36 protein-coding genes and 1 pseudogene are annotated in these 21,376 nt (G+C 45.3%); 3 read left to right on the forward strand and 34 right to left on the reverse strand.

The annotated features are described in order from the left end of the window. From rpsI to cobO, 14 genes are all read right to left on the reverse strand, one after another. Positions 1–405 carry a 30S ribosomal protein S9 gene (gene rpsI / locus TM_RS07365; RefSeq protein WP_004081735.1) on the reverse strand — a complete coding sequence of 135 codons (405 nt, stop codon included), beginning with the start codon at positions 403–405 and terminating at the stop codon, positions 1–3. A 19-nt stretch (positions 406–424) separates the two neighbouring features. After that, on the reverse strand, positions 425–874 hold the full coding sequence (rplM, locus tag TM_RS07370; RefSeq protein WP_004081738.1) for a 50S ribosomal protein L13: 450 nt from the start codon (positions 872–874) through the stop codon (positions 425–427). Further along, positions 867–1,418 (reverse strand): ECF transporter S component, encoded by a 552-nt coding sequence (locus tag TM_RS07375; RefSeq protein WP_004081740.1) that lies wholly within the window; start codon positions 1,416–1,418, stop codon positions 867–869. Before TM_RS07375 ends, rplM begins: the two co-directional genes overlap by 8 nt. 4 nt (positions 1,419–1,422) lie before the next feature. Then, positions 1,423–1,674, reverse strand: coding sequence for a 50S ribosomal protein L27 (rpmA, locus tag TM_RS07380; RefSeq protein WP_004081742.1), 252 nt, complete (start codon positions 1,672–1,674; stop codon positions 1,423–1,425). Beyond that, on the reverse strand, positions 1,664–1,948 hold the full coding sequence (locus TM_RS07385; protein WP_004081744.1) for a ribosomal-processing cysteine protease Prp: 285 nt from the start codon (positions 1,946–1,948) through the stop codon (positions 1,664–1,666). Before TM_RS07385 ends, rpmA begins: the two co-directional genes overlap by 11 nt. After that, positions 1,945–2,259: a 50S ribosomal protein L21 gene (gene rplU, locus TM_RS07390; protein WP_004081746.1), complete on the reverse strand. Its 315-nt coding sequence runs from the start codon at positions 2,257–2,259 to the stop codon at positions 1,945–1,947. Before rplU ends, TM_RS07385 begins: the two co-directional genes overlap by 4 nt. A gap of 128 nt (positions 2,260–2,387) precedes the next feature. Further along, the gene (locus TM_RS07395; RefSeq protein ID WP_004081748.1) at positions 2,388–2,732 is read right to left on the reverse strand and encodes a cupin domain-containing protein; all 345 of its coding nucleotides are present in this window, start codon (positions 2,730–2,732) and stop codon (positions 2,388–2,390) included. Further along, positions 2,710–3,375, reverse strand: a complete 666-nt coding sequence (jag, locus tag TM_RS07400) for an RNA-binding cell elongation regulator Jag/EloR (protein WP_004081749.1) — start codon at positions 3,373–3,375, stop codon at positions 2,710–2,712. Before jag ends, TM_RS07395 begins: the two co-directional genes overlap by 23 nt. Before the next feature lie 11 nt (positions 3,376–3,386). Then, positions 3,387–4,724 carry a membrane protein insertase YidC gene (yidC, locus tag TM_RS07405; protein ID WP_010865347.1) on the reverse strand — a complete coding sequence of 446 codons (1,338 nt, stop codon included), beginning with the start codon at positions 4,722–4,724 and terminating at the stop codon, positions 3,387–3,389. Beyond that, entirely contained in the window at positions 4,715–4,960 is a 246-nt protein-coding gene (gene yidD / locus TM_RS07410) for a membrane protein insertion efficiency factor YidD (protein ID WP_004081754.1), read from the reverse strand. Before yidD ends, yidC begins: the two co-directional genes overlap by 10 nt. Continuing rightward, the gene (gene rnpA / locus TM_RS07415) at positions 4,957–5,310 is read right to left on the reverse strand and encodes a ribonuclease P protein component (protein ID WP_004081756.1); all 354 of its coding nucleotides are present in this window, start codon (positions 5,308–5,310) and stop codon (positions 4,957–4,959) included. The genes yidD and rnpA overlap by 4 nt, the downstream gene beginning before the upstream one ends. Continuing rightward, positions 5,307–5,441 (reverse strand): 50S ribosomal protein L34, encoded by a 135-nt coding sequence (gene rpmH, locus TM_RS07420; RefSeq protein ID WP_004081758.1) that lies wholly within the window; start codon positions 5,439–5,441, stop codon positions 5,307–5,309. Before rpmH ends, rnpA begins: the two co-directional genes overlap by 4 nt. A gap of 52 nt (positions 5,442–5,493) precedes the next feature. Beyond that, on the reverse strand, positions 5,494–6,351 hold the full coding sequence (gene psuG, locus TM_RS07425) for a pseudouridine-5'-phosphate glycosidase (protein ID WP_004081760.1): 858 nt from the start codon (positions 6,349–6,351) through the stop codon (positions 5,494–5,496). Positions 6,352–6,362: 11 nt separating this feature from the next. Next, the gene (gene cobO / locus TM_RS07430) at positions 6,363–6,875 is read right to left on the reverse strand and encodes a cob(I)yrinic acid a,c-diamide adenosyltransferase (protein WP_004081762.1); all 513 of its coding nucleotides are present in this window, start codon (positions 6,873–6,875) and stop codon (positions 6,363–6,365) included. A 49-nt stretch (positions 6,876–6,924) separates the two neighbouring features. On the opposite strand from cobO, the gene yihA reads away from it, so the two are divergent. From yihA to TM_RS07445, 3 genes are all read left to right on the forward strand, one after another. Next, positions 6,925–7,512 (forward strand): ribosome biogenesis GTP-binding protein YihA/YsxC, encoded by a 588-nt coding sequence (yihA, locus tag TM_RS07435; protein ID WP_004081764.1) that lies wholly within the window; start codon positions 6,925–6,927, stop codon positions 7,510–7,512. A 293-nt stretch (positions 7,513–7,805) separates the two neighbouring features. Then, positions 7,806–9,086, forward strand: coding sequence for an HD-GYP domain-containing protein (locus TM_RS07440; protein ID WP_004081767.1), 1,281 nt, complete (start codon positions 7,806–7,808; stop codon positions 9,084–9,086). Beyond that, on the forward strand, positions 9,083–9,589 hold the full coding sequence (locus TM_RS07445; protein WP_004081768.1) for a DUF5317 domain-containing protein: 507 nt from the start codon (positions 9,083–9,085) through the stop codon (positions 9,587–9,589). Before TM_RS07440 ends, TM_RS07445 begins: the two co-directional genes overlap by 4 nt. Here the strand turns inward: TM_RS07445 and TM_RS07450 are convergent. The 20 genes and pseudogenes from TM_RS07450 to TM_RS07545 form a co-directional block, all read right to left on the reverse strand. Next, positions 9,525–10,391: a DegV family protein gene (locus TM_RS07450; protein WP_004081771.1), complete on the reverse strand. Its 867-nt coding sequence runs from the start codon at positions 10,389–10,391 to the stop codon at positions 9,525–9,527. The two genes, TM_RS07445 and TM_RS07450, sit on opposite strands and share 65 nt — an antisense overlap. 4 nt (positions 10,392–10,395) lie before the next feature. Then, a complete protein-coding gene (locus tag TM_RS07455) occupies positions 10,396–11,340 on the reverse strand; it encodes an ROK family protein (protein WP_004081773.1) in 945 nt (314 codons plus the stop codon). A gap of 16 nt (positions 11,341–11,356) precedes the next feature. Further along, the gene (gene rho / locus TM_RS07460; protein ID WP_004081775.1) at positions 11,357–12,640 is read right to left on the reverse strand and encodes a transcription termination factor Rho; all 1,284 of its coding nucleotides are present in this window, start codon (positions 12,638–12,640) and stop codon (positions 11,357–11,359) included. 54 nt (positions 12,641–12,694) lie between these two features. Beyond that, complete coding sequence (gene rplQ, locus TM_RS07465; RefSeq protein WP_004081777.1) at positions 12,695–13,090, reverse strand: 50S ribosomal protein L17; 396 nt, start codon at positions 13,088–13,090, stop codon at positions 12,695–12,697. 3 nt (positions 13,091–13,093) lie between these two features. Beyond that, positions 13,094–14,104, reverse strand: a complete 1,011-nt coding sequence (locus TM_RS07470) for a DNA-directed RNA polymerase subunit alpha (protein WP_004081779.1) — start codon at positions 14,102–14,104, stop codon at positions 13,094–13,096. A gap of 5 nt (positions 14,105–14,109) precedes the next feature. Next, complete coding sequence (gene rpsD / locus TM_RS07475) at positions 14,110–14,739, reverse strand: 30S ribosomal protein S4 (protein WP_004081780.1); 630 nt, start codon at positions 14,737–14,739, stop codon at positions 14,110–14,112. 12 nt (positions 14,740–14,751) lie between these two features. Next, positions 14,752–15,144: a 30S ribosomal protein S11 gene (gene rpsK / locus TM_RS07480; protein WP_004081783.1), complete on the reverse strand. Its 393-nt coding sequence runs from the start codon at positions 15,142–15,144 to the stop codon at positions 14,752–14,754. Positions 15,145–15,162: 18 nt separating this feature from the next. Further along, complete coding sequence (gene rpsM, locus TM_RS07485) at positions 15,163–15,540, reverse strand: 30S ribosomal protein S13 (protein ID WP_004081785.1); 378 nt, start codon at positions 15,538–15,540, stop codon at positions 15,163–15,165. Positions 15,541–15,555: 15 nt separating this feature from the next. Then, the gene (gene rpmJ / locus TM_RS07490) at positions 15,556–15,672 is read right to left on the reverse strand and encodes a 50S ribosomal protein L36 (protein WP_004081787.1); all 117 of its coding nucleotides are present in this window, start codon (positions 15,670–15,672) and stop codon (positions 15,556–15,558) included. A gap of 18 nt (positions 15,673–15,690) precedes the next feature. Then, a pseudogene (infA, locus tag TM_RS07495) lies at positions 15,691–15,916 on the reverse strand (translation initiation factor IF-1). Position 15,917: 1 nt separating this feature from the next. Beyond that, complete coding sequence (gene map / locus TM_RS07500) at positions 15,918–16,670, reverse strand: type I methionyl aminopeptidase (protein WP_004081791.1); 753 nt, start codon at positions 16,668–16,670, stop codon at positions 15,918–15,920. Continuing rightward, the gene (locus tag TM_RS07505; protein WP_004081793.1) at positions 16,667–17,329 is read right to left on the reverse strand and encodes an adenylate kinase; all 663 of its coding nucleotides are present in this window, start codon (positions 17,327–17,329) and stop codon (positions 16,667–16,669) included. The genes map and TM_RS07505 overlap by 4 nt, the downstream gene beginning before the upstream one ends. Beyond that, positions 17,326–18,621, reverse strand: coding sequence for a preprotein translocase subunit SecY (gene secY, locus TM_RS07510; RefSeq protein ID WP_004081795.1), 1,296 nt, complete (start codon positions 18,619–18,621; stop codon positions 17,326–17,328). Before secY ends, TM_RS07505 begins: the two co-directional genes overlap by 4 nt. Then, positions 18,622–19,065 (reverse strand): 50S ribosomal protein L15, encoded by a 444-nt coding sequence (gene rplO, locus TM_RS07515; RefSeq protein WP_004081797.1) that lies wholly within the window; start codon positions 19,063–19,065, stop codon positions 18,622–18,624. It abuts the gene before it with no gap. Further along, positions 19,062–19,265, reverse strand: a complete 204-nt coding sequence (rpmD, locus tag TM_RS07520) for a 50S ribosomal protein L30 (protein ID WP_004081798.1) — start codon at positions 19,263–19,265, stop codon at positions 19,062–19,064. The genes rplO and rpmD overlap by 4 nt, the downstream gene beginning before the upstream one ends. Continuing rightward, on the reverse strand, positions 19,258–19,776 hold the full coding sequence (rpsE, locus tag TM_RS07525; protein ID WP_041426931.1) for a 30S ribosomal protein S5: 519 nt from the start codon (positions 19,774–19,776) through the stop codon (positions 19,258–19,260). The genes rpmD and rpsE overlap by 8 nt, the downstream gene beginning before the upstream one ends. A gap of 32 nt (positions 19,777–19,808) precedes the next feature. After that, positions 19,809–20,177, reverse strand: coding sequence for a 50S ribosomal protein L18 (gene rplR / locus TM_RS07530; RefSeq protein ID WP_004081803.1), 369 nt, complete (start codon positions 20,175–20,177; stop codon positions 19,809–19,811). A gap of 14 nt (positions 20,178–20,191) precedes the next feature. Beyond that, positions 20,192–20,746: a 50S ribosomal protein L6 gene (rplF, locus tag TM_RS07535; protein ID WP_004081804.1), complete on the reverse strand. Its 555-nt coding sequence runs from the start codon at positions 20,744–20,746 to the stop codon at positions 20,192–20,194. Positions 20,747–20,759: 13 nt separating this feature from the next. After that, on the reverse strand, positions 20,760–21,164 hold the full coding sequence (gene rpsH / locus TM_RS07540; protein ID WP_004081806.1) for a 30S ribosomal protein S8: 405 nt from the start codon (positions 21,162–21,164) through the stop codon (positions 20,760–20,762). A gap of 15 nt (positions 21,165–21,179) precedes the next feature. Beyond that, a complete protein-coding gene (locus TM_RS07545; protein ID WP_004081809.1) occupies positions 21,180–21,365 on the reverse strand; it encodes a type Z 30S ribosomal protein S14 in 186 nt (61 codons plus the stop codon). Positions 21,366–21,376: the final 11 nt, after the last annotated feature.

A 21,376-nucleotide genomic window follows, 5' to 3' on the forward strand; every position in this document is an offset into this window, starting at 1 on the left:
TCACCTCTTGGAGAACTGAGGAGCTCTTCTTGCCTTTTTCAAACCGTACTTCTTTCTTTCCACTTCTCTTGGATCCCTTGTGAGCATCTTGTATTTCTTGAGAACAGGTCTCAGATTCTGGTCGTACTGAAGGAGGGCTCTGGCAATTCCAAGCCTCACGGCACCGGACTGGCCGGACAGACCTCCACCGTTAACCCTTATGACAAGATCGAATTTGCCAAGTGTGTTGGTTACCTCAAGGGGCTCTATCGCGTGTTTTGTCCATGCAGGATTTTTGAAATAGTCATTCAGACTTTCGTATTCTTTTCCATTGACCTTCACTTTTCCTTCTCCCGGTCTCAAATAAACTCTTGCAACAGCAGTCTTTCTTCTTCCCGTTCCGTAGTATCCTACCACTTCGGCCATTCTTCTCCCTCCTCATTCTTCACAGTTCAATAGGCTCAGGTTTCTGTGCCTGATGTGGATGTTCGGGTGACGCATAAACTTTGAGTCTTTTGAGCATTTTTCTGCCCTTTCTGTTCTTCGGGAGCATCCTTTTGACAGCGAGCCATATGAGTCTTTCGGGATGCTTTTCCAGCATCTGTCTTGCTGTCAGAGACTTCAGACCTCCGGGATAACCAGAATGCCAGTAATAAACCTTCTGATCGAGCTTCTTTCCGGTAAGAACCACCTTGTCAGCGTTCACAACGATGACGTAATCTCCCGTGTCAACGTGCGGAGTGTAATTGGGCTTGTGTTTCCCCATCAATATCTTCGCTATGCGCGTCGCGAGTCTTCCGAGAACCTTTCCGGAAGCATCTACCACGTACCATTTTCTTTCAACCTCTTCGGGTTTTATCATAGTTGTCTTCTGAACAGGAAAGTACCTAGCCATTGTTGCTCCTCCCTTCCACTGTTTCCAGTTTAAGGATACTGGAGACTTTCTTGTAAACGAAGAACGTCACAACCGAGTCGATTCCAAATTTCACCAGATTGAAAGCCAGTATGAACGGGAAAAATTTCAGATAAAGTTCGAACGGAGCTTCGAAGTAAAGCGGCACGATAAGAGCGTTCAATCCCAGAGCGAACGCCGTGGCGAAAAGTGTGGCGACAATCATGCCTTTTATTGCCGTTGCTCTGCTCTTGTTTCTGTGATAAATGAGGCCAGCTATTCCCACAAAGGACATTCCCAGCACAGCGTTCATCGCGATTCCCACAGGATCACCGGACTTCATGAGAAAGAAGAGAATGTCTTTCACCAGGACGACAAACATGCCGACGCCGGGTCCCAGTAAGAAACTCACTATGAGCGCCGGTATTTCGCTGGGATCGTATTTCAGGAAACTCGCTTGTGGGAATATCGGAAACTCTAGAAACATCACCAGAGTTGCCAGAGCCGAGAAAATCCCCACGAAGGAGATTTTCTTTATGCTGCTCACTCTTTCACTCCTCATAGACACTCACATACTTTTTGTTGTTTTTCGTTTCAAACTTCACCCTGCCATCCTTCAGTGCAAACAGGGTAAAATCTCTTCCCATACCAACGTTTTTTCCGGGATAAAATCTTGTTCCTCTCTGTCTCACGAGGATGTTTCCTGCTTTGACGATCTGACCATCTCCCACTTTGACTCCCAGATATTTTGGAAGACTGTCTCTACCGTTCTTCGCAACACCACCACTCTTTTTATGAGCCATTGTCGATCACCTCCACTCTGATCTGAGAAGGAAACTTCTGTTCGAGTTCTTTCAAAGACCTCACCATAGCCGCTAGCACCTTCACTTCGCAGTTTTCGAGTTCTTCAAATTTCACTTTCAGATAACCGGATTCCTTCTTTATTTTCGCTTTTTTCTCGGCTTTCAGAAAGTTCGCCACATGCTGCGTCAAAAGACTAACTGAAGCGCACAGTGTTTTGTCTGGTGCATGACCCGTTACTTCAAAAAAAGAATTAGTCACAGTTACTTTTATCATAGTTCAATCTTTTCAATTTTGATGGCGGTGTACCACTGTCTGTGACCTTTTTCCACCTTACTGTTCTTTCTGGGTCTGTACTTCACGGTCTTCACCTTTCTGGCTTTGGCATGTTCCAGAACCTTCCCTACAACCTTAGCTCCTTCAACATAAGGTTTCCCGACGAGCACCTCTCCGTCTTTTCTGACGAATACCACTCTGTCGAAGACGATCTCGTCACCTGGGGAGTAATCTTTCTGCTTTTCAGTGTAGAGAATCTTCCCTTCCTCGACTCTGTACTGCCTGCCAGCTGTTTCCACAATGGCGTACAACACCTTCACCTCCCAATCACATGGTATACAAGTGCTGGGGTACGTACCCTTGAGGGATTTGAAACGCACCCCACGCACCAGCGAAGAGTATTTTACTACTCTTTCTTTTCGGATATTTTAAAAAAGAATTACTCTCCGCCTTCCTTAGGTATCAAACAGAGAAACTCCACTTCGGAGTCTGTATCGTTCCTGAAGCCGTGTATTTCATTGGGTTCCACGAAGATGTAAAAACCTTCTTCTACCGTCTCCTCGCCTTGCTCCTTCAAAACTGTGAGCTTTCCCTTCAAAACGAAAATCTCGTGCTCCCATGGATGGGAGTGTCTGTCGATGAGACCGCCAGGTTCCACCGTGAAAAGTCTCATGACAAAGTTCGGAGCATCTTTCAAGCCTATGAGGACTCTTTTACGAACTCCTCGTACCTTATCGGTTGAAATTTTCTGGGGAGTGACATCATATGCTCTCTTTAATATCATGTTTTCTTCTCCCTTCTCGCCTCGTTGCAGAATACTCTATCACAACTCTTCTGTAGGGTTCTACACCGACTGAGTAGCTTATCACACCTCTGTGTTTTCTCACAAGCTTGTGAACAATTTTCCTCTCAAAAGAAAACATGGGATCCAGTACTACTTTGGTCTTCTCGGAAATAGCCTTTTTGACAGCCTCTTCCACTATCTTTTCAAGAGATTTCTTCCGCTTTTCCCTGTAATCTCCCATATCCAGAATCACGTTTAACTTCGTATCACTCAATCTGTTGAGAAAGATCATCGCTATATGCTGAAGTGCACCCATGGTTTTTCCGTGTTTACCTATGAGTCTTCCCGCGTTTTCACTCTCCACGTCAACAAAGAAACTCCTTCCAGAAGATTTCACAGTTATTTTGACTTCTGGATCTACCACCTGCAAAATCTCAGTCAAAAATTCTTTCAATCTTCTCTCAAAGTAAGCTTTGGTGATCTGCACCTCGACAACCGCTTCTTTTGAAAAGAGACCGAATATTCCATGAAATCCTTTTTCCAACACGTTGACCGTGTACTCTCCTTCTCCGAGACCGTATTTTTTGACCACTTTTTCAATCGCTTCCTCCACTGTAGGAGCCCTTTCCACAATTTTCTTCATCTAATCCCCCCTCATGCCTTTTTCGGAAGACCAAGAAGTTCTCTCGTTGTGAGACCTTTTATCTTGTAGCGTTTGTAGGTATAGTAAGTCACCGCGAGCTGAATCAGAGTGTTAGTCGCATAGTACAGGAACAGTCCGCTTGGAAGTCCCACAAACAGGAACGGGAAGATCACCGACATGATGATACCCTGCCAGGCTGTTCTCGCGTCCTGGCTTGTGAGAAGCGTTGTGTAGTAACTCGCCACTATGGTGATTACCAGAAACAGCCAGTTGTTGGAAAAACCACCCGCGGAGAGATCTTTCCAGATAAGAAAACTTCCGCTGTAGGCAAATTCTTCGACGTAGTATCTAATGACCGACCACAGAAGCATGAAGATAGGCAGCTGTATGAGGAGCATGAGACAGCCGCTAGCTGGATTCACTCCCGCTTCTCTGTAGAGTTTCAGGAGGGCTTCCTGCTGTTTCGTCGGGTCTTTGTACTTCTTCTTAATGGCTTCTATCTGCGGCTGTAACTTCCTCATGTTTATGAGAGATTTCGTTTGAGCGTGGTAGAGAGGATAGAGTATCAATCTCACAATCAGTGTGAACAGCATGATCGCCCATCCGAAATTCTTTGTGAGATCTTTCAGCCACCAGAAGAACCAGACCAGACCGTAAAACACAGAATCGTACCACTTGTTGAATCCTGGTATGTTCACAAGGGCCTTTATGAGAACATCGTAATCCTCTGGAAAGGCTTTCTTTATGAGAGTTCTCTTGTTCGGTCCCATGAAAACGATGAAACGTTTTTGTCCGTTTACCTTCAGAGTACCTTCAAAGAGGAGACCTTCGTCATGCTTTAAAAGTACAAGCGTACGCGTTTTGGGATTGAAGGATGCAAAGTAATTTTCCAGGTATCTATCCGTGGAGGTATCGACAGATACTCTGGGTACCGTCACATCAACGGGTTTTGAGCTTTCTATATCAACAAAGAAGGTGTAATTCTCGTTGTTCTTTATCGTGAAAATCTTTTTCACGTAGCCGTAGTTGTATACGATACTTACCTCGTCGGAGAAACCTTCGGATACTTTTCCTACACCAGTTACTATCGGTTCTTCTATCACCGTCAAAGGTGTTCCCTCATCGAGTACATCGAAGCCATCGTTTCCATAGGTGAAAACGTGCTTTCTTCCATCGACAAGGGTGTAAAAGTCTTTGAGTATGCCCTTTTCCAGATCGAAGTGATACTCCTCAAACCTGGTGAGAACAACTATTTCCTTTTCGGAGCGAACAACCTTGATCGGTTCCACAGCAAACAAAAAGATTGGAAGTATGGCGAGCAGTATTGCTACAACTTTTCTCAAGACCATCGCCTCCTTGGTTTGAATGAAAATTCCTCGGGAACAGGATCGTAACCACCTTTTGATAGGGGATTGCATCGGAGAATACGCCTGAGGCCCAGGAAGGTCCCCTTCAGGAGCCCATGTTTCTCCAGGGCCTGTATGAAATAGTTCGAACAGGTTGGAGTGAACCTGCAGGTTGGAGGTTTGAGAGGTGAAATGTATCTCTGATAAAACCTTATAAGCATTATAAGCAGTTTTTTCATCCTTCTATCCTCTTCAAGAGATTCAAAAGCTTTTCACGTACTGTCCAGAAATCCACTCGTTCGAATTCTTCTGACAGTTTCTTTCTGGGAATCACTACTATGTCAAAACCCTTTGGAATTACGCCTTTGTTCCTTCTGAATATCTCCCTCACCCATCTTTTCAGTTTGTTTCTTCTGGTCGCCTTTCCGAACTTTCTTTTCACAACTATTCCCAGTCTGGAATAATCAAGCCCGTTTTTCCTGAAAAGAACCACAAAGTACTCGTTTTGAAGACTTTTCCCCTCTTTGAATATTAACAGGAAATCTCTCCTGAGCCTCAGGCGTTCTCTGCGGGTGAAACTCTCTGTCATACAGTCAGTCTCCAGCGTCCTTTCCTTCTCCTGTTCTTGAGAACTCTTCTTCCACCTGGTGTTCTCTTGCGTGCCAGAAATCCGTGTGTTCTCTTTCTCTTCCTTCTAGAAGGCTGGTACGTTCTTTTCATCCTGCCTGACCTCCTCCTCAACAGTGTCTATTCTCTCATTAGTATATCATATTCACGAGCGTTTGAGTTTTACCGCAATCTCTCCCGCGAGTTTCACGTTTTCTTCGAGAAGAGCAAGATTCGCCTTCAGAGTTCTTCCATTCGTCATCTCCACGAGCTTTTTGAGAAGAAAAGGAGTCACTTCTTTTCCTTCAACCTCCAGCTCGATCTTTTCAAGAAGACGTTCTATTTCATCGTGCGGTATTTCGTACTCCTCCGGCACAGGATTCAGCACCATGAGGGTTTTCTCAAGTTCCATTTCTTTCATGGATTCGTAGATTTTCAAGACTTCCTCTACATTTTCTATCCTTGGAACCCTTCGGCCGCTTTTCCTCGAGAAAAACAACGGGAACTCGTTCGTTCTGAAACCAACCAGAGGAATCTCTAAAGTTTCAAGCATCTCGAAAGTTGCTTCCACATCAAGAATGGACTTTATCCCGCTGGATACGAGAACTGCGCGCGAAGAAGACATCTCGGTGAGATCCTGAGAAACGTCCACACGTCCGGGATGAACACCCCCAGTTCCTCCGGTTACAACGACCTCTATTCCGATTCGTCTGGAGAGAAAGATGGTGGCACTCACAGTAGTCGCAGCGTTTTTTCCCTCAGCCACCACAATGGGAATTTCTCGCGTACCTACCTTATCGGCACCTTCTCTCATCATCGCCTCGAGTTCTTCTTCACTCATGCCAGCGACGATCTTTCCCTTCAGGATGCCTATAACCGCAAGCTGGAACCCTTTTTCTCTGGATATCTCTTTCGCCCTTCTGAACAACTCTATGGCTTCCTTTCTGGGCAGTCCATGAACAAACACTGTGGTTTCCATCCCTACAACGGGCTTTCCTTTTTCTATCCTGCTTTCTATGATCACAGGAACACCTCCTAATACTCGATTCCCTTCCTTGCTACAACTCCCTTCTGGTAGTAATGTTTTACCTCTTTCATTTCTGTGACAAGATCGGCCTTCTCTATCAACCACTCAGGAGCGTATCTTCCCGTTATCACGAGCTCCACATTTTCTGGCTTGACGTTCAGAAGATCTTCTATCTCCTCCTTTGAGAAAAGTCCAAGATGTATGGCCACACAGAGTTCGTCCAGTACAACCACATCGTATTTTTCAGAGACGAGCCTTTCTTTCGCGTCAGCAAGACCGCTTTTTGCCTTTTTTATCTGTTCTTCCGAAGGATTTCCCACGATGAACTCAGGTGTTCCATACTGAACGATTTCAAAGTTTGGGAGGAATTCGCTTATTTTGAGCTCGGAAGTTTCTCTTCCCTTCAGAAACTGTCCAAAAAACACCTTCAAGCCCGCACATGCTGCTCTTGTTGCGAGTCCGAGCGCTGCCGTTGTCTTTCCTTTTCCGTTGCCCGTGTAAACGTGGATGTATCCCTTCAACTTGCATCCCTCCTTACTCGTATGTTAGCATGAAAAAGGGTGAGAAAATATGATTATCAGAGATGTAGAACTGGTTAAAGTAGCCAGAACACCAGGTGATTATCCTCCTCCATTGAAAGGTGAGGTCGCTTTCGTTGGAAGATCGAACGTGGGTAAATCTTCCCTTCTCAATGCGTTGTTCAACAGAAAGATCGCTTTTGTGAGCAAAACTCCCGGAAAGACGAGATCGATAAATTTCTATCTTGTCAACTCAAAATACTACTTCGTGGATCTTCCGGGGTATGGATACGCGAAAGTTTCCAAGAAAGAACGAATGCTCTGGAAGCGACTCGTGGAGGACTATTTCAAGAACAGATGGTCCCTTCAGATGGTCTTTCTCCTCGTGGATGGAAGGATTCCACCTCAAGACAGCGATCTCATGATGGTAGAGTGGATGAAAAGTTTGAACATTCCGTTCACCATCGTCCTCACCAAGATGGATAAAGTGAAGATGTCAGAGAGAGCAAAAAAACTCGAAGAGCATCGAAAAGTGTTCTCAAAATACGGGGAGTACACGATCATACCGACATCATCAGTCACTGGGGAAGGAATAAGTGAACTTCTGGATTTGATATCAACGTTACTGAAAGAAAATTGATAAAATATGTTGTGAGGGCAGGGGGGACAATTTTTGAGCGGAGAGGTACGAGATGTGGTCAGCGAAGATCCGGTAACGAGCGAAGCTCTGAGATAAAGCAACGAAAGGGGGGAAAGCCATGAGAAAGCTCATGAAAATAGTCCTCGTTCTTGGGAGCCTGCTCGGAACACTGATGGCAGTTGTTGGGGGCAACCAGATTTGGTAATTGATATAATCACTATATTGACGATTGGTAATTATGCCCCTGCCCTCGTAGTTCTTAGCCCCCATGATTCTGAAAGGAGTGACAATTCTTGATAAAGAATAAGAATTCAGAAAGAATTTTCTTAATTTATTCCTTATCCATACTCGCATTCTATTTCTTTCTGATTTTTATGTTCAGCGATTATACGGATGATTGGCATAATCTCGGTTATGTCTTGCTACTTTTTCTCACCAGTGTATTCTTCGATATTGCTAGAACAAAAACTTTTGAGTTTACAGGTGGAAAAGTGGAAACTTCTGCTGTTTTCATTGTGAACATCTTCACAGCAGCTCTTTTGAACCCGTTAGAAGCTTCCCTTGCGGCAGCATCATCGGCTATTACCTTCAAGATAATAAAGCTCTTCTTCGGAGAGCGTTATCCTGTCAGTCGTTACATTTTCAATTTCTCTCAGTTCGCTGTAAATACGTTCATTGTAAGTCTCCTCTTCCACCGTCTATCCGGAACAAACACCTTTCAAAATATCCTCGCTATTCTTTTGAGCACAGTTGTCTACTTTCTAATCAACAACGTCTTCGTGTTTTTTGGAGTTTACATCCTCACCAAGGGTGATATCCGCGAAACCGCTTCCAAGGTTCTGTCAGGTCCCGTCACGAGTATGGCTCTCATGATACCTGTCATAGCCGTCATCTACATTCTCTATCAGTACATCGGGTTCATAGCCATTCCCGTATCTCTGGCAGCCGTTCTTTCCATTCAAGTGGGAAACTACTACAGGTACAAGTACTACGAAGCAAAACTGGAACACCTGAAACTCCTTGCAAAGAGTCTTGAAGAAAAAGATGAATACACCCGCGGTCACAGCGAAAAAGTGGCAGAACTCGCAAAGAAAATAGCCAAAAGACTCGGATTTTCACCGAAGATGGTTGAAAGAATCTACAACGCCGCTTTCCTGCACGACATAGGGAAGATAGGAATTCCAGACCACATTCTGAAGAAGCCCACCATCCTCTCAAAGGAAGAAATGATGATAGTGAAGAATCACCCCATCATGGGTGAAGACATACTGAGAGAAGTTGACATATTCAACAACAGAGAGAGCAAGTGGGTAAGACATCACCATGAAAGGTGGGACGGAAAGGGATATCCCGATGGTCTGAGAGGAGAAGAGATCCCTCTGCCCTCTAGAATAATATCTGTTGCCGATGTGTACGAAGCGCTCACAAGTGACAGACCCTACAGAAAAGCACTCAGTCACGAAGAGGCAAAGGAAATCATGATGAAAAACATGAAGGGGACCGTTCTCGATCCCAGACTCGTCGATCTGCTCTTTGAGATCCTCGAAAAAGAAAAGGAGGAAGAAGAAACATGATGATCGATGTTTTTCTTATAGCTCTACTTCTTTCGATTCTGACGGGAAACATCAAAAACGTTTTGAAATACAACTACAAAGGACTATATTTATTTGCCATTCCTTTCGTGCTTCAGCTTCTTCCATGGAAGGAGATTCTCGTTCCCCTATCGTTTGTGATGCTCTTTCTTTTCTTCATCTGGAACAGAAATATTCCTGGTTTCAAACTGATGGCAATCGGTGCTGTTCTGAATGGTTTCACCATGAGCGTCAATGGCGGCAAGATGCCAGTATGGGAGCCCACCCTTAAACTTCTCAATCTGGATCTCGATTTCAAACACACTGCATTCACTGAATTTTCCTGGAAAACTCTCCTCGCAGACTACATACCCGTTTATCTTCCGTGGGGAAGAAAGTTCGTTATAAGCGTGGGGGACATTCTCGTGTTCATCGGTGTTTTCATCTTTTTCGTTCTAAAACCTCGATTCCAAACCCAACCGTCCCGGGTCCCACATGAGTCGTGATCACCTTTCCCATCGGCGATATGATCTCGTCGACAACCTCGTAACTTTTTCTGAGTGTGTTCAAAAGCTCCACGACTCCAGCCTCGTTGTCCGCGTGAACACCTATCACTCTCAGCTTCGAGCCTTCAGGAGTATCCTCACGCAGTTTTTCTATGAGGGCTTCTATCGCCTTCTTGTCTCCTCTGACCTTTCTGTAAGGGATGAGCTCACCGTTCTCTATGTGAAGACACACTCTTATCTTGAGAAGATTTCCCACAAATCCCTGGAACTTCGACACCCTTCCCCCCTTAACAAGATAATCGAAATTCGAAACATAAAAAATCGCTTTGAAGTCCTTGTTCTTCATTCTCTCATCGAGTTTTTTCAGTACTTCCTCGATGGTGGCACCATTTTCGAGCATTTCACGAGCCACACGGGCCGGAAGGGGTATCGCACCCGAAGCGAGAAGAGTATCCACAACGTAAACGGGTATGTCCACCTCTTTGGATGCGAGAACAGCGGAATTGTAAGTTCCGGAGAGTTTCGATGATAAAGTGAGAACCAGGACAACATCGTAATCCTCTTCTTTGTACTTCAGATATCTCTTCTTGAAATCCTCCACACTCGGCTGGGAAGTCTTTGGTACACTGCCTGCTTCTCTTATTCTCTTGTAAAAGTTCATTATCTCTTCCGGTTCTCTTTCGTCCGGCTCGGATCTTCCGTCTTCCCACACCACGTAAAGTGGGATGCTATCTATATCGTATTTTTCCATCCAGGAAAAAGGAACATCGGCCGTGCTGTCAACGAGAATCTTTACCTTCATCAGTTCACCCCCCTATCCTCTCCTTTATGATGGAAGCCGCCCCAAGGATTCCGGCGTCTTCGACAAGAGGACTCGCCACTACTTCGTAGGTTCCCACAAAGGATGGCATGATGTAGTCCACCACTTTCTCTCTCAGGGGACCAAACAGAATCTCTCCCGCTCTTGAAATTCCTCCACCTATGATCACTATCTCCGGGTTGAATATGTGTATGTAGCCCGCTACGGCTCGTGCCAGGGCGTCCACCACCCTGTCTCTTATCATCAGAGCGAATCTGTCTCCCTGTCTTGCGGCGTCGAAGAGGTGCTTGGCATCTGCCTTTTCAGGTGAACCTGCGAGTTTGTACACCAGAGAGCTGTGATATTTCTTGTAGCCCTCTCTGAGAAATCTCCTTATCGCCGTTGCGGATGCCACAGCTTCAAGACAACCTCTCGTGCCACAGTTACACATGGGGCCATTGGGTTCAACAACAACATGCCCGAGTTCTGCTCCTATTCCATCCCTTCCCGTGAGGAGGTATCCATGGGTGACAACTCCCCCGCCAATACCTGTTCCAAGTGTCAGAGCCACTATGTGATCATGCCCTCTGCCAGCGCCGAACCACTTCTCTCCAAGAACAAACGCGTTCGCATCGTTTTCAAGAAAAACCTTTTTCCCGGTTCTCTTTGCCAGTTCATCGGTTAGTGGAACGTTGTGCCAGTCCGGAAAATTTGGAGAAAATCTGACGATCCCATTCTCTCTATCTATCGAACCTGGAGATCCTATACCAACATAGGGCGCTTCTTCCCCGTCAGATACCTCCAGGATCGTCTCAGCGATTCTTCTTATCACATCTTCTTTTCCGTTCTCTACGAGAGTATCTCGAGTTACTTTCTTCAGTATTTTCCCATCTTCACTCACGAGTCCTACCGAGAAGGTAGTTCCTCCAAGATCAACTCCTATGAGCTTCAACTTCGGCACCTCCTGCTCAGTATCTTGCTTTTTCCTTGTCTATCAATTTCAGAAATTCTTCGTTCGACGATGTTTCCGAAAGTTTGTTCAGTATGAGCGTCAAGCCCTCTTCTTCCGTCATTGCAGAGAGCATTCTTCGTAAGAGCCACACCTTCTTGAGAGTTTCTTCGTCGAGTAACAGCTCTTCTCTTCTTGTCCCAGAGAGCAAAAGATTTATGGCTGGGAAGATTCTCTTGTTCGCCAGCTGTCTTGAAAGAACCAGTTCCATGTTACCTGTTCCTTTGAATTCCTCGAATATGACCTCGTCCATCTTTGAACCCGTTTCCACAAGAGCAGTAGCGATGATCGTGAGGCTTCCACCTTCACGGGTGTTTCTCGCCGCTCCAAAAAATCTCTTGGGTTTGTAAAGTGCGGCTGGATCCACACCTCCCGTCAGAAGTTTCCCACTGGGAGGAACTACTATGTTGTACACTCGAGCGAGTCTTGTCAGACTGTCAAGAAGTATAACAACATCGTAATTGAATTCCACCAGTCTCTTTGCCATTTCCAGGGTGAGCTCGGCGACCTTTACCTGTTTGTCTGGTGGCATGTCGAAGGGAGCCGCTATGACGATTGCGTTCGTTGACTCTCTTATATCTGTAACTTCTTCCGGCCTTTCATCGATCAGCAAGATTATTCTTATGGTATCCGGGTGATTTTCAGCGATACCGTTCGCTATTTCTTTGAGGATGGTCGTTTTACCAGCTTTCGGAGGAGCCACTATCATTCCTCTCTGGCCTTTTCCAATGGGGGCAAAGAGATCTATCAATCTGGTGGAATATATCTTCGGGTCGGTTTCAAGAATGAAGCGTTCTCTGGGATAATCCGGTGTTAAGTTGTCGAAGTTCACTCTGTCGTTAACCGCTTCGACTGGACGGTAGTTTATCGCTTCGATTTTTATCATGGCGAAATACTTTTCCCCTTCTTTCGGTTTTCTTATAACCCCGGAAATTATATCTCCCGTGTTCAGGTTGAACTTCCTTATCTGAGAAGGGGATATGTATATATCGTCGTTGCTCGGAAGAAGGTTGTCTTCTATCCTCCTGAGAAATCCAAAACCCTCAGGATGAATTTCCAACACACCTTCACCGAAGAAATAACCGGTGGATTCGGTTTGGGCTTTCAAAATGGCAAAAATCAAGTCTCTTTTTCGCATAGAAGTATACCGAGGAATACCCAGGGACTTCGCTATCTCATAGAGCTGTTTTATGTTCATAGATTCCAGCTCTGATATACTAATGGTTTTCTGTTCTTCTGACAATTTTTCACCTCCTACTGATGGAAGGCAACAGGGGCGGGAAAGAAAAAGGAGGCATCAGCCTTCCTGACTGGATGCCTCCACAAGCTGAACAAGCGACATTTCAGCGGCGTCTCCCCTTCTAAAACCTATTCTCAACACTCTAACGTAGCCACCTCGTCTTCCAACGTAGTTCTTCGCTATTTCATCCACAAGTTTGTTTGTCAATCGTCTGTCTCCGAGTACAGCGTTTATCTGTCTTCTCAGGTGAACACTCCTGGCTCTATCATCGGTGGTTGCGGCTTCTATGGCCTTGCTGACAAGTTTGTCCATGAATGTCTTCAGAGCTTTTGCTTTTGCTGTTGTGGTAACTATCGAGCCGTGTTCAACGATCTCTCTTGAAAGATTTCTCAAGAGACTTTTTCTATGGCTTCCATATCTTCCGAGCTTGTGTCTTTTCACTCTGTGTCTCATCTTTCATTCCCCCTTCCTGAGCTCAAGACCGAATTTTTCTTTCAGTTTCTCCTTGACCTCATCGAGAGATTTCTGACCAAAATTCTTTATCTTCAAAAGCTCTTCCTCGGTTTTGCTGAGAAGATCCCCGATCGTTTCTATTTTGGCTCTCTTCAAACAGTTGAGAGATCTGACTGAAAGTTCGAGTTCATCTATCTTTCTGTTGTACACATCTGAGTTTTCCCTGTGTTCCTCTTCGTGTTCACTGGCAGGGACTTCTGCTTCTTCCTCCTCGGATGTGATGATGTATTCCTCGGAGATCTTCAGTTCAGGCAACCCTTCCGTCACGATTTTGAAATGATTTATCAGGATGTCCGCAGCCTTTCTGAGGGCCTCTTCAGGTCTTATCGATTTCTTCGTCCAGATTTCAAGAATGAGCTTGTCGTAATCCGTCCTTTTTCCAACACGAACGTTTTCTGTCAGAAAGTTCACTTTGATCACAGGACTGAAAACTCCATCTATTGGTATCCATCCCACGTCAGGTCTTTCTTCCCTCTCAGACACAGGAACAAATCCTTTTCCCACTTCTGCGTAGACTTCGAAGAAAAGATCTGCTTTAGAATTCAGGGTGGCGATGTGCAGATCCGGATTCACTACTTCGATACCAGCCGGTGTCTTTATATCACCCGCGACGAGTTCACCCGGTCCTTTCTTCTCCACTTCCATCTTTATTGTACCTTTCACAGTCACGTTGATCCGAAATTGAACTTTCTTCAAGTTCAGGATTATATCCAGTATGTCTTCTTTTACTCCTTCAATGTAATCGTATTCATGGTACTTTTCTGGCTTTATGAATCTCACTCCAACGATTGCGAGAGAAGGTATGGAGGAGAGAAGAACTCTCCTTAATGCGTTTCCTATCGTGATGGCATATCCTCTTTCAAGCGGAGAAAGCGAAAATCTCGAGTAGTAATAATCTCTTTCTTCCCGCTCTTCCTCCACCTTCAATTTTTTTGGTATCACAAATTCTATCATTCACATCACCTCGAGTAGAATTCGATAACGGTCTGAAGATCAACTGGAAGATCGGTAACTTCCTCAAGGCTCGGATATCTCAGGAAAGTGCCTCTGTAGTTGTCATAATCAACCTCTATCCAGGGCACGATGCTTCTTTCTTTATTGGCTTCTATGGCCTTTTTAATCACTTCGAGGTCTCTACTTTTTTCTCTCACTTCGACTACATCGTTTGGTCTCAGAAGGTAACTCGGTATGTTCACTTTCTTTCCATTCACAAGGAAGTGTCCGTGATTAACCAGCTGCCTCGCCTGTCTTCTGTTTATGGCGAATCCCATCCTGTACACGACGTTGTCCAGCCTGGCTTCAAGGATCTGGATCAAGTTCTCTCGAGTGTCTCCTGCCTTCTGCATAGCTTTTTCCACGTACCTTTCAAACTGTCTTTCGAGTATACCGTAGATTCTCTTGACTGTCTGTTTAGCCCTGAGCTGTATACCGTACTGTGTGAGCTTGGTTCTTCTCTGACCGTGCTGACCTGGCGCGTAAGGTCTTCTGTCAAAAGCGCACTTGTCGGTGTAACACCTTTCTCCTTTAAGATAGAGTTTCATTCCTTCTCTTCTGCAAAGCTTGCAAAGAGGTCCTGTATATCTCGCCATTTCGTTCCCTCCTCACACTCTTCTTCTCTTCTTGGGTCTGCAACCGTTGAACGGAATAGGAGTAACATCCTTTATCTGGTTGATTTCAAGACCGGCGCCCTGAAGCGTTCTTATCGCGGGTTCCCTTCCTGGGCCAGGTCCTTTCACAAGAACATCGACTTTTTTGATGCCCATCCTGAGAGCTTCTCTTGCCACTTTATCGGCTGCCAGCTGAGCAGCATAGGGTGTGCCCTTCCTTGTTCCCTCAAATCCCACCGTTCCTCCACTGGCCCAGGTGAGTGTATTTCCATCTTTGTCGGTGAGAGTGATTATAGTGTTGTTGAAAGTAGATTTTATATGCACCACTCCGTAATCAAAACTAACCTTTTTCTGTTTTTTTGAAGAGCCGCCTCTTTTTCTTGCCATTCAATTCCCTCCCTTACTTCATGAAGACTTCTTTTTGGTCTTTATCCTGCTTGGTCTGGGTCCTTTCCTTGTTCTCGCGTTCGATCGGGTCTTTTGACCTCTCACGGGAAGTCCAAGCTTGTGTCTGATACCTCTGTAACATCCTATCTCTATGAGTCGTCTGATGTTTCTTTCAACCTCGCTTCTGAGTTCTCCTTCCACCTTGAAGTGATCCTGGATGTACTTGGTGATTTTGCTGATCTCCTCATCGGTGAGGTCTCCCACTCTTTTTTCCGGATCTATACCAGTGTTTTTCAAAATTTCAAAGGATCTGCTCCTTCCAATTCCGTAGATGTAAGTCAGCGCCACCCAGACCTTTTTGTTGTTTGGAAGCTCAACACCTACGATACGAGCCATTCATTTCCCTCCTCCTCAACCTTGCTTCTGATTGTGTTTTGGGTTAACCTTGCAGATAACATAGACTCTCTTCTTTCTTCTGATTATTTTGCAGTGTTCACATCTCTTCTTTACAGAAGCCTGAACCTTCATTCCTCCTCACTCCTTTCGTTACTCTGGTTTTTTTCTATAAACGATTCGTCCTCGAGTGAGATCGTACACAGAGAGTTCAACAATAACCCGATCTCCAGGAACCAGTCTTATAAAATTTTTTCTCATCCTGCTCAGAAACATGGGCTAGCACTTTGTGCCCATTGTCTAATTCTACTCTAAACATAGCGTTAGGTAAAGCCTCTATTATGGTTCCTTCCATCCGGATGACATCTTCCTTTCCCATTTCATCCCTCCTTGGTCAATATCTCCGCCCCGTTTTCTGTTATCAGAATCGTGTGTTCAAAATGAGCGCATCTGGAACCGTCTACTGTAACGGCTGTCCATCCGTCTTCTTTCACAACAACTCTCCAGTCTCCTTCACTCACCATGGGTTCTATGGCCAGCGTCATACCCTTTCTTAATACCACACCCGTTCCGGGTGTTCCGTAGTTTGGAATTTGAGGGTCTTCGTGGAGTTCTCTCCCCACTCCATGACCCACATAATCCCTGATCACGTTGAAACCTACCGATTCAACTGTTTCTTGAATACAGTGCGAAACATCTCCAAGTCTGATGCCGGGTTTTATCATCTTTATAGCCTTTTCCAGAACCTCTCTTGTTACTCTCACCAGTTCTTTTCCTCTTTCATCGGTTTCTCCAACGATGTATGTAACGGCCGCATCACCGTAAAGTCCCTGATATACCGCTCCGACATCTACAGATACAATGTCTCCTTCTTTAAAAACCTTCTCCTTCAAAGGAAGACCGTGTACCACCTCTTCGTTCACAGAAACACAAGTTGCGTATTTGTAACCACCGTATCCCTTGAAAGCTGGTTTGACTCTGAGTTTTTTGAAGATCTCCAGAACAAGTGTTTCAACATCCCATGCGGTTTTTCCTGGAACGATCACCTTTCTAACTTCCCTCAAAGCTACTGCGACCGCTTTTCCGGCTTTTTTCATTTTCTCGATCTCAGAGGGTGTCTTTATTCTTATCATTTATCACTCCACCCTATTATCTTTAACACTTCAGCGATCACGTTGTCTATTCCTATGGTACCATCCACTCGTTTGAGAATGCCCTTTTTATCGTAGTAATCAATCACTGGCTGTGTCTTTTCGAGATAAACCTTGTATCTGTGTCTCACTGTTTCTTCTTTGTCGTCTTCTCTCTGAACGAGCTTCACTTTACAATCATCGCACAGTTCGTCTTCTTTTGGAGGGAGCGAAATCAAATTGTAAATTCTTCCACATTTCGGGCAGATCCTTCTGGCCGTGAGCCTCTGAACGACCACTTCCTCAGGAACTTCAAAGAGTACAGCAGCCGTGAGCTCTTTGTTTTGAGTTTTCAAAAAGCCGTCGAGGAATTCCGCCTGAGCAACGGTTCTTGGATAGCCGTCCAGTATGAATCCTCTTTCACAATCTTTTTCTGAGAGTCTTCTTTTCACAACCTCGTTCACGAGTTCGTCCGGAACGAGTTCTCCCCTTTCCATGATCTCTTTTATCTTTTTCCCAAGCTCGTCGTTCTCTTTTTTTACAATGTCCCTGAAAATGTCACCGGTGGATATATGAGGAATCCCCGTTATTTCCTGCAATCTCTTTGCGTAGGTTCCTTTTCCTGCACCTGGAGGTCCTAGAAAGACAAGGTACGCCATCATCTTCTCCCCCTTATTTTACCCTTTTTGATGAATCCTTCGTAGTGTCTCATCACCATGTGGGTTTCCATTTGCTGGATGATGTCAAGAGCAACTCCCACAGCGATCAGAGCGGAAGTTCCTCCGATCCAAACGTTCACCTTTATGGCTCCCTGGACCAGGTAGGGAAGAAGTGCTATGACTACGAGGAAGACCGCTCCAATAAACGTCACTCTGTTCAGAACTCTGTGGAGGTACTGCTCCGTTGATCTTCCAGGTCTCAAGCCAGGAATGTAGCCTCCATACTTTCGGATGTTCTCAGAGATCTCTCTGGGATCGAATATCACGACGCTGTAGAAGTAAGTGAAGAAGAAAACCAGCAATCCATAGATGAGAAGGTAGAGGAATCCACCTGCTCTGAAGAGATTTTTAAGAGTCTCGTTGTTTGTTATTGAAGCGATTGCAGAGGGTATTGAAACTATGGCACTCGCAAAGATGATGGGAATCACACCACCCTGGTTCACCTTTATAGGAAGATACGTGCTGGCTCCCCCATACACTCTCCTTCCCGTGACCCTTCTTGCGTACTGTATGGTGATCCTTCTCTCTGCCTGCTGAACGAGTATAATCCCGAATATCGTGATGAGAGCAACAGCTATGAGAAAGATCCATTCCAGGAGATTCAGACCGCCGAGATACGCCTGTCTGATGTAGCTTGGGTACCTTGCCACTATTCCTGCGAAGATCAGGATCGAGATACCGTTTCCTATACCCTTTTCTGTGATCCTTTCACCGAGCCAGAGCAGAAACATAGTTCCAGCAAGCATGGACATGGTGGAGAGAACAGTGAACTGAAGCACATTAACACCGGGAGCTACCATGTCTGGATTCGATCTTGCAAGGGAAAAGGAAACAAAGAAAGCCTGAAAACCACCTATCAAAAGTGTGAGACGTCTTGTGTACTTCGCAAACTTCTTTCTTCCCTCTTCACCCTCTCTGAGCATCTCCTTGAGCGAAGGCATAACGGATGCCAGGAGTTGAAGGATGATCGATGCGGTTATGTAGGGAGTGACACTCATGGTAAAAACGGAGAATCGACTGAGAGCGCCTCCAGTGAACACATCGTAGAAACTCAAAATTCCAGCGACACCGGCAGTTTCCGCTATTCTTCTGAAGATTTCCCCCCACGCTTCCAGATTCAACCCAGGAACGGGGATGTAAATCCCCATCCTGAAAACGATCAAAGCGAGGAACGTGAAGATGATTCTGTCGCGAAGCTCTGGTATTTTAAAAGCGTTTTTGAAAGCTTGCCACATTTATATCACCTCAGCCTTACCACCAGCACTTTCTATCTTTTCTACAGCGCTCTTACTGAAAGCATGCGCTTTGACTACAAGTGGTTTGGTGAGTTCTCCGTCTCCGAGGATCTTTACCCCATCTTTCAGATCTTTTATGATCTTTCTTTCGATGAGTTTTTCAGGAGTCACTTCTTCGTTGGCTTCGAACCTTTCTTCGAGAACTTTGACATTAACAACTGCATAGACCTTTTTGTTTATATTTTTGAATCCTCTCTTTGGAAGCCTTCTCTGGAGAGGTGTTTGACCTCCTTCAAACCAGATGTGGACCTTTCCGCTTCCTCTGGCTTTCTGTCCTTTGTGGCCCCTTCCACTGGTTTTTCCATGCCCAGATCCGGGACCTCTACCAACTCTTTTTCTCTTTTTCATTGCCCCGGGAGTTGGTCTCAGATCTTCAAGCCTCATGCGTTGCTACCCCCTTCCTCAATCTCCTCTACTTCCACCAGATGCTTCACCTTTCTGATCATACCTCTGATCTGTGGCAAGTCGTCCTTTATGACCACCTGGTTGAGTTTCTTGAGTCCCAACCTTTTCACCGTGTCCTTTTGATCCCAGGAATAACCGATGGGACTCTTGACCAGTTTTATTTTCAGCTTCTTAGGCATTGTTCTCCCTCCTCACACCTTTGAACACTTCTTCGACTGAGATATCCCTGAGTTTTGCAACTTTTCTTGGATCCAGGAGATTCTTCAAACCGTTCATTGTTGCAAGAGCGAGATTCAAAGGATTGGTGGACCCGAGCGATTTTGTGAGTATGTTCTGGATTCCCGCGAGCTCAACAACAGCTCGGACAGTACCACCTGCGATGATACCTGTACCGGGTGCGGCGGGTTTCAGAAGTACTTTGGAAGCGTCCTGTCTTCCTATGACTTCGTGCGGTATGGTCCCGTTGATTACAGGAACCTCTACAATATTTCTCTTTGCAGCCGATATGGCCTTTCTGATTGCTTCAGGAACCTCTCTTGCCTTTCCTATTCCCAATCCCACTTTACCGTTCTTGTTTCCAACTATGGCAACAACTCTGAAGCTCAGATTCTTACCACCCTTTGTGACTTTGGAGGTTCTCCTTATTTCTATTATCTTCTCTTCGAATTCTTCATACTGTATTTCCTTCATAACTCCCTGTGTTTCCACAGTACCACCCTCCTTCAGAATTCGAGTCCAGCTTCTCTGGCTCCATCTGCCAGTGCCTTAACCCTACCATGGTACTTATATCCGCCTCTATCGAACACGACCTTCTTTATACCCTTTTCGAGAGCCCTTTTTCCTATGAGAAGCCCTACTTCTTTGGCTGCCTCTACGTTCCACGTTTTCTGAAGCTTTTCCCTCAGCTCGGGGTCGAGAGTAGAAGCGGAAACGAGAGTGTGACCTATAGTGTCATCTATGATCTGTGCGTATATGTGTTTATTGCTTCTGAAAACACATAGCCTTGGTCTTTCAGGAGTTCCGAATACCTTTTTTCTAACTCTTCTGTGCCTTCTGAGTCGCTGCTCTTTTTTTGACTCCTTCTTTATCATTTCAGCTACCCCCTTTATGCTTTCTTACCTTCTTTCTGTCTCACCACTTCACCAACGTACCTGATTCCCTTTCCGGTGTAGACATTTGGTGGTCTGAACGCTCTGATCTCAGCGGCAACCTGACCTACTCTCTGTTTATCGATGCCAGAAACGATTATTCTGTTCGGTGCAGGAACCTCGATCTTCACGTCAGAGGGTATCTCGTAAACAACGGGGTGAGCGTATCCAAGGTTCATCACCAGAGTGTTTCCCTGAAGCTGGGCCCTGTAACCGATTCCCACGATTTCCAGCTCTTTCTTGTAGCCTTCTGTTACACCAACAACCATGTTTCTGATGAGGGACCAGTAAGTTCCCTGAAACATCTTCACTTTTCTCCAATCGGATTTTCTGATAATTTGTTCCTCGTTGGGTCTTACCCACACTTCGTTGCCTTCGACTTCTATCTTCACATAAGGGAGAAATTCCTGACTGAGCTCTCCCTTGGGCCCCTTCACCTTAACAACGTTGTCTTTTATTTCAACCGTAACACCCTGTGGTAAGACTATGGGCTTTTTCGCGAGTCGAGACATTCAAAACACCTCCTCACCAGACGTAAGCGATTACTTCTCCACCGACTCCAAGCTGACGCGCTTCCTTATCCGTTAGAACGCCCTTAGAAGTAGTGAGAATAGCTATTCCAAGACCGTTTTTCACTTTTGGAATGTGGTCCTTATCAACGTAGATTCTCCTACCCGCGTGAGATACTCTGACAATACCGTGAATAACTCTTTCTCTGTTCTTTCTTCCGCCTTTGTATTTGAGATAGACCCTCAGTATTCCCTGCTTTCCGTCCTCAATGTATTTGTAGTCTGCTATGAACCCTTCTCTTTTCAGGATCTCGCAGATCTTCTTCTTGAGGTTAGAAGCAGGTATATCCGTATATTCTTTGAAAACCATATTGGCATTTCTGATTCTTGTTAGCATGTCAGCAATTGGATCACTCCACACAGTACCATCCCTCCCTTACCAGCTTGCCTTCCGAACTCCAGGGAGCTTTCCTTCCAGAGCAAGCTTCCTGAAACAAATTCTGCAGAGTCCGAATTCTCTGTACACCGCTCTCGGGCGTCCACAGATGTGGCACCTCGTGTACTCACGAACCTTGTACTTCTTCGGTTTCTTCCACCTTTCTATCATCGCCTTCTTGGCCATTCATCTCACCT

It is taken from the genome of Thermotoga maritima MSB8 (assembly GCF_000008545.1).
In the GTDB taxonomy this organism is placed as follows: Bacteria; Thermotogota; Thermotogae; order Thermotogales; family Thermotogaceae; genus Thermotoga; species Thermotoga maritima.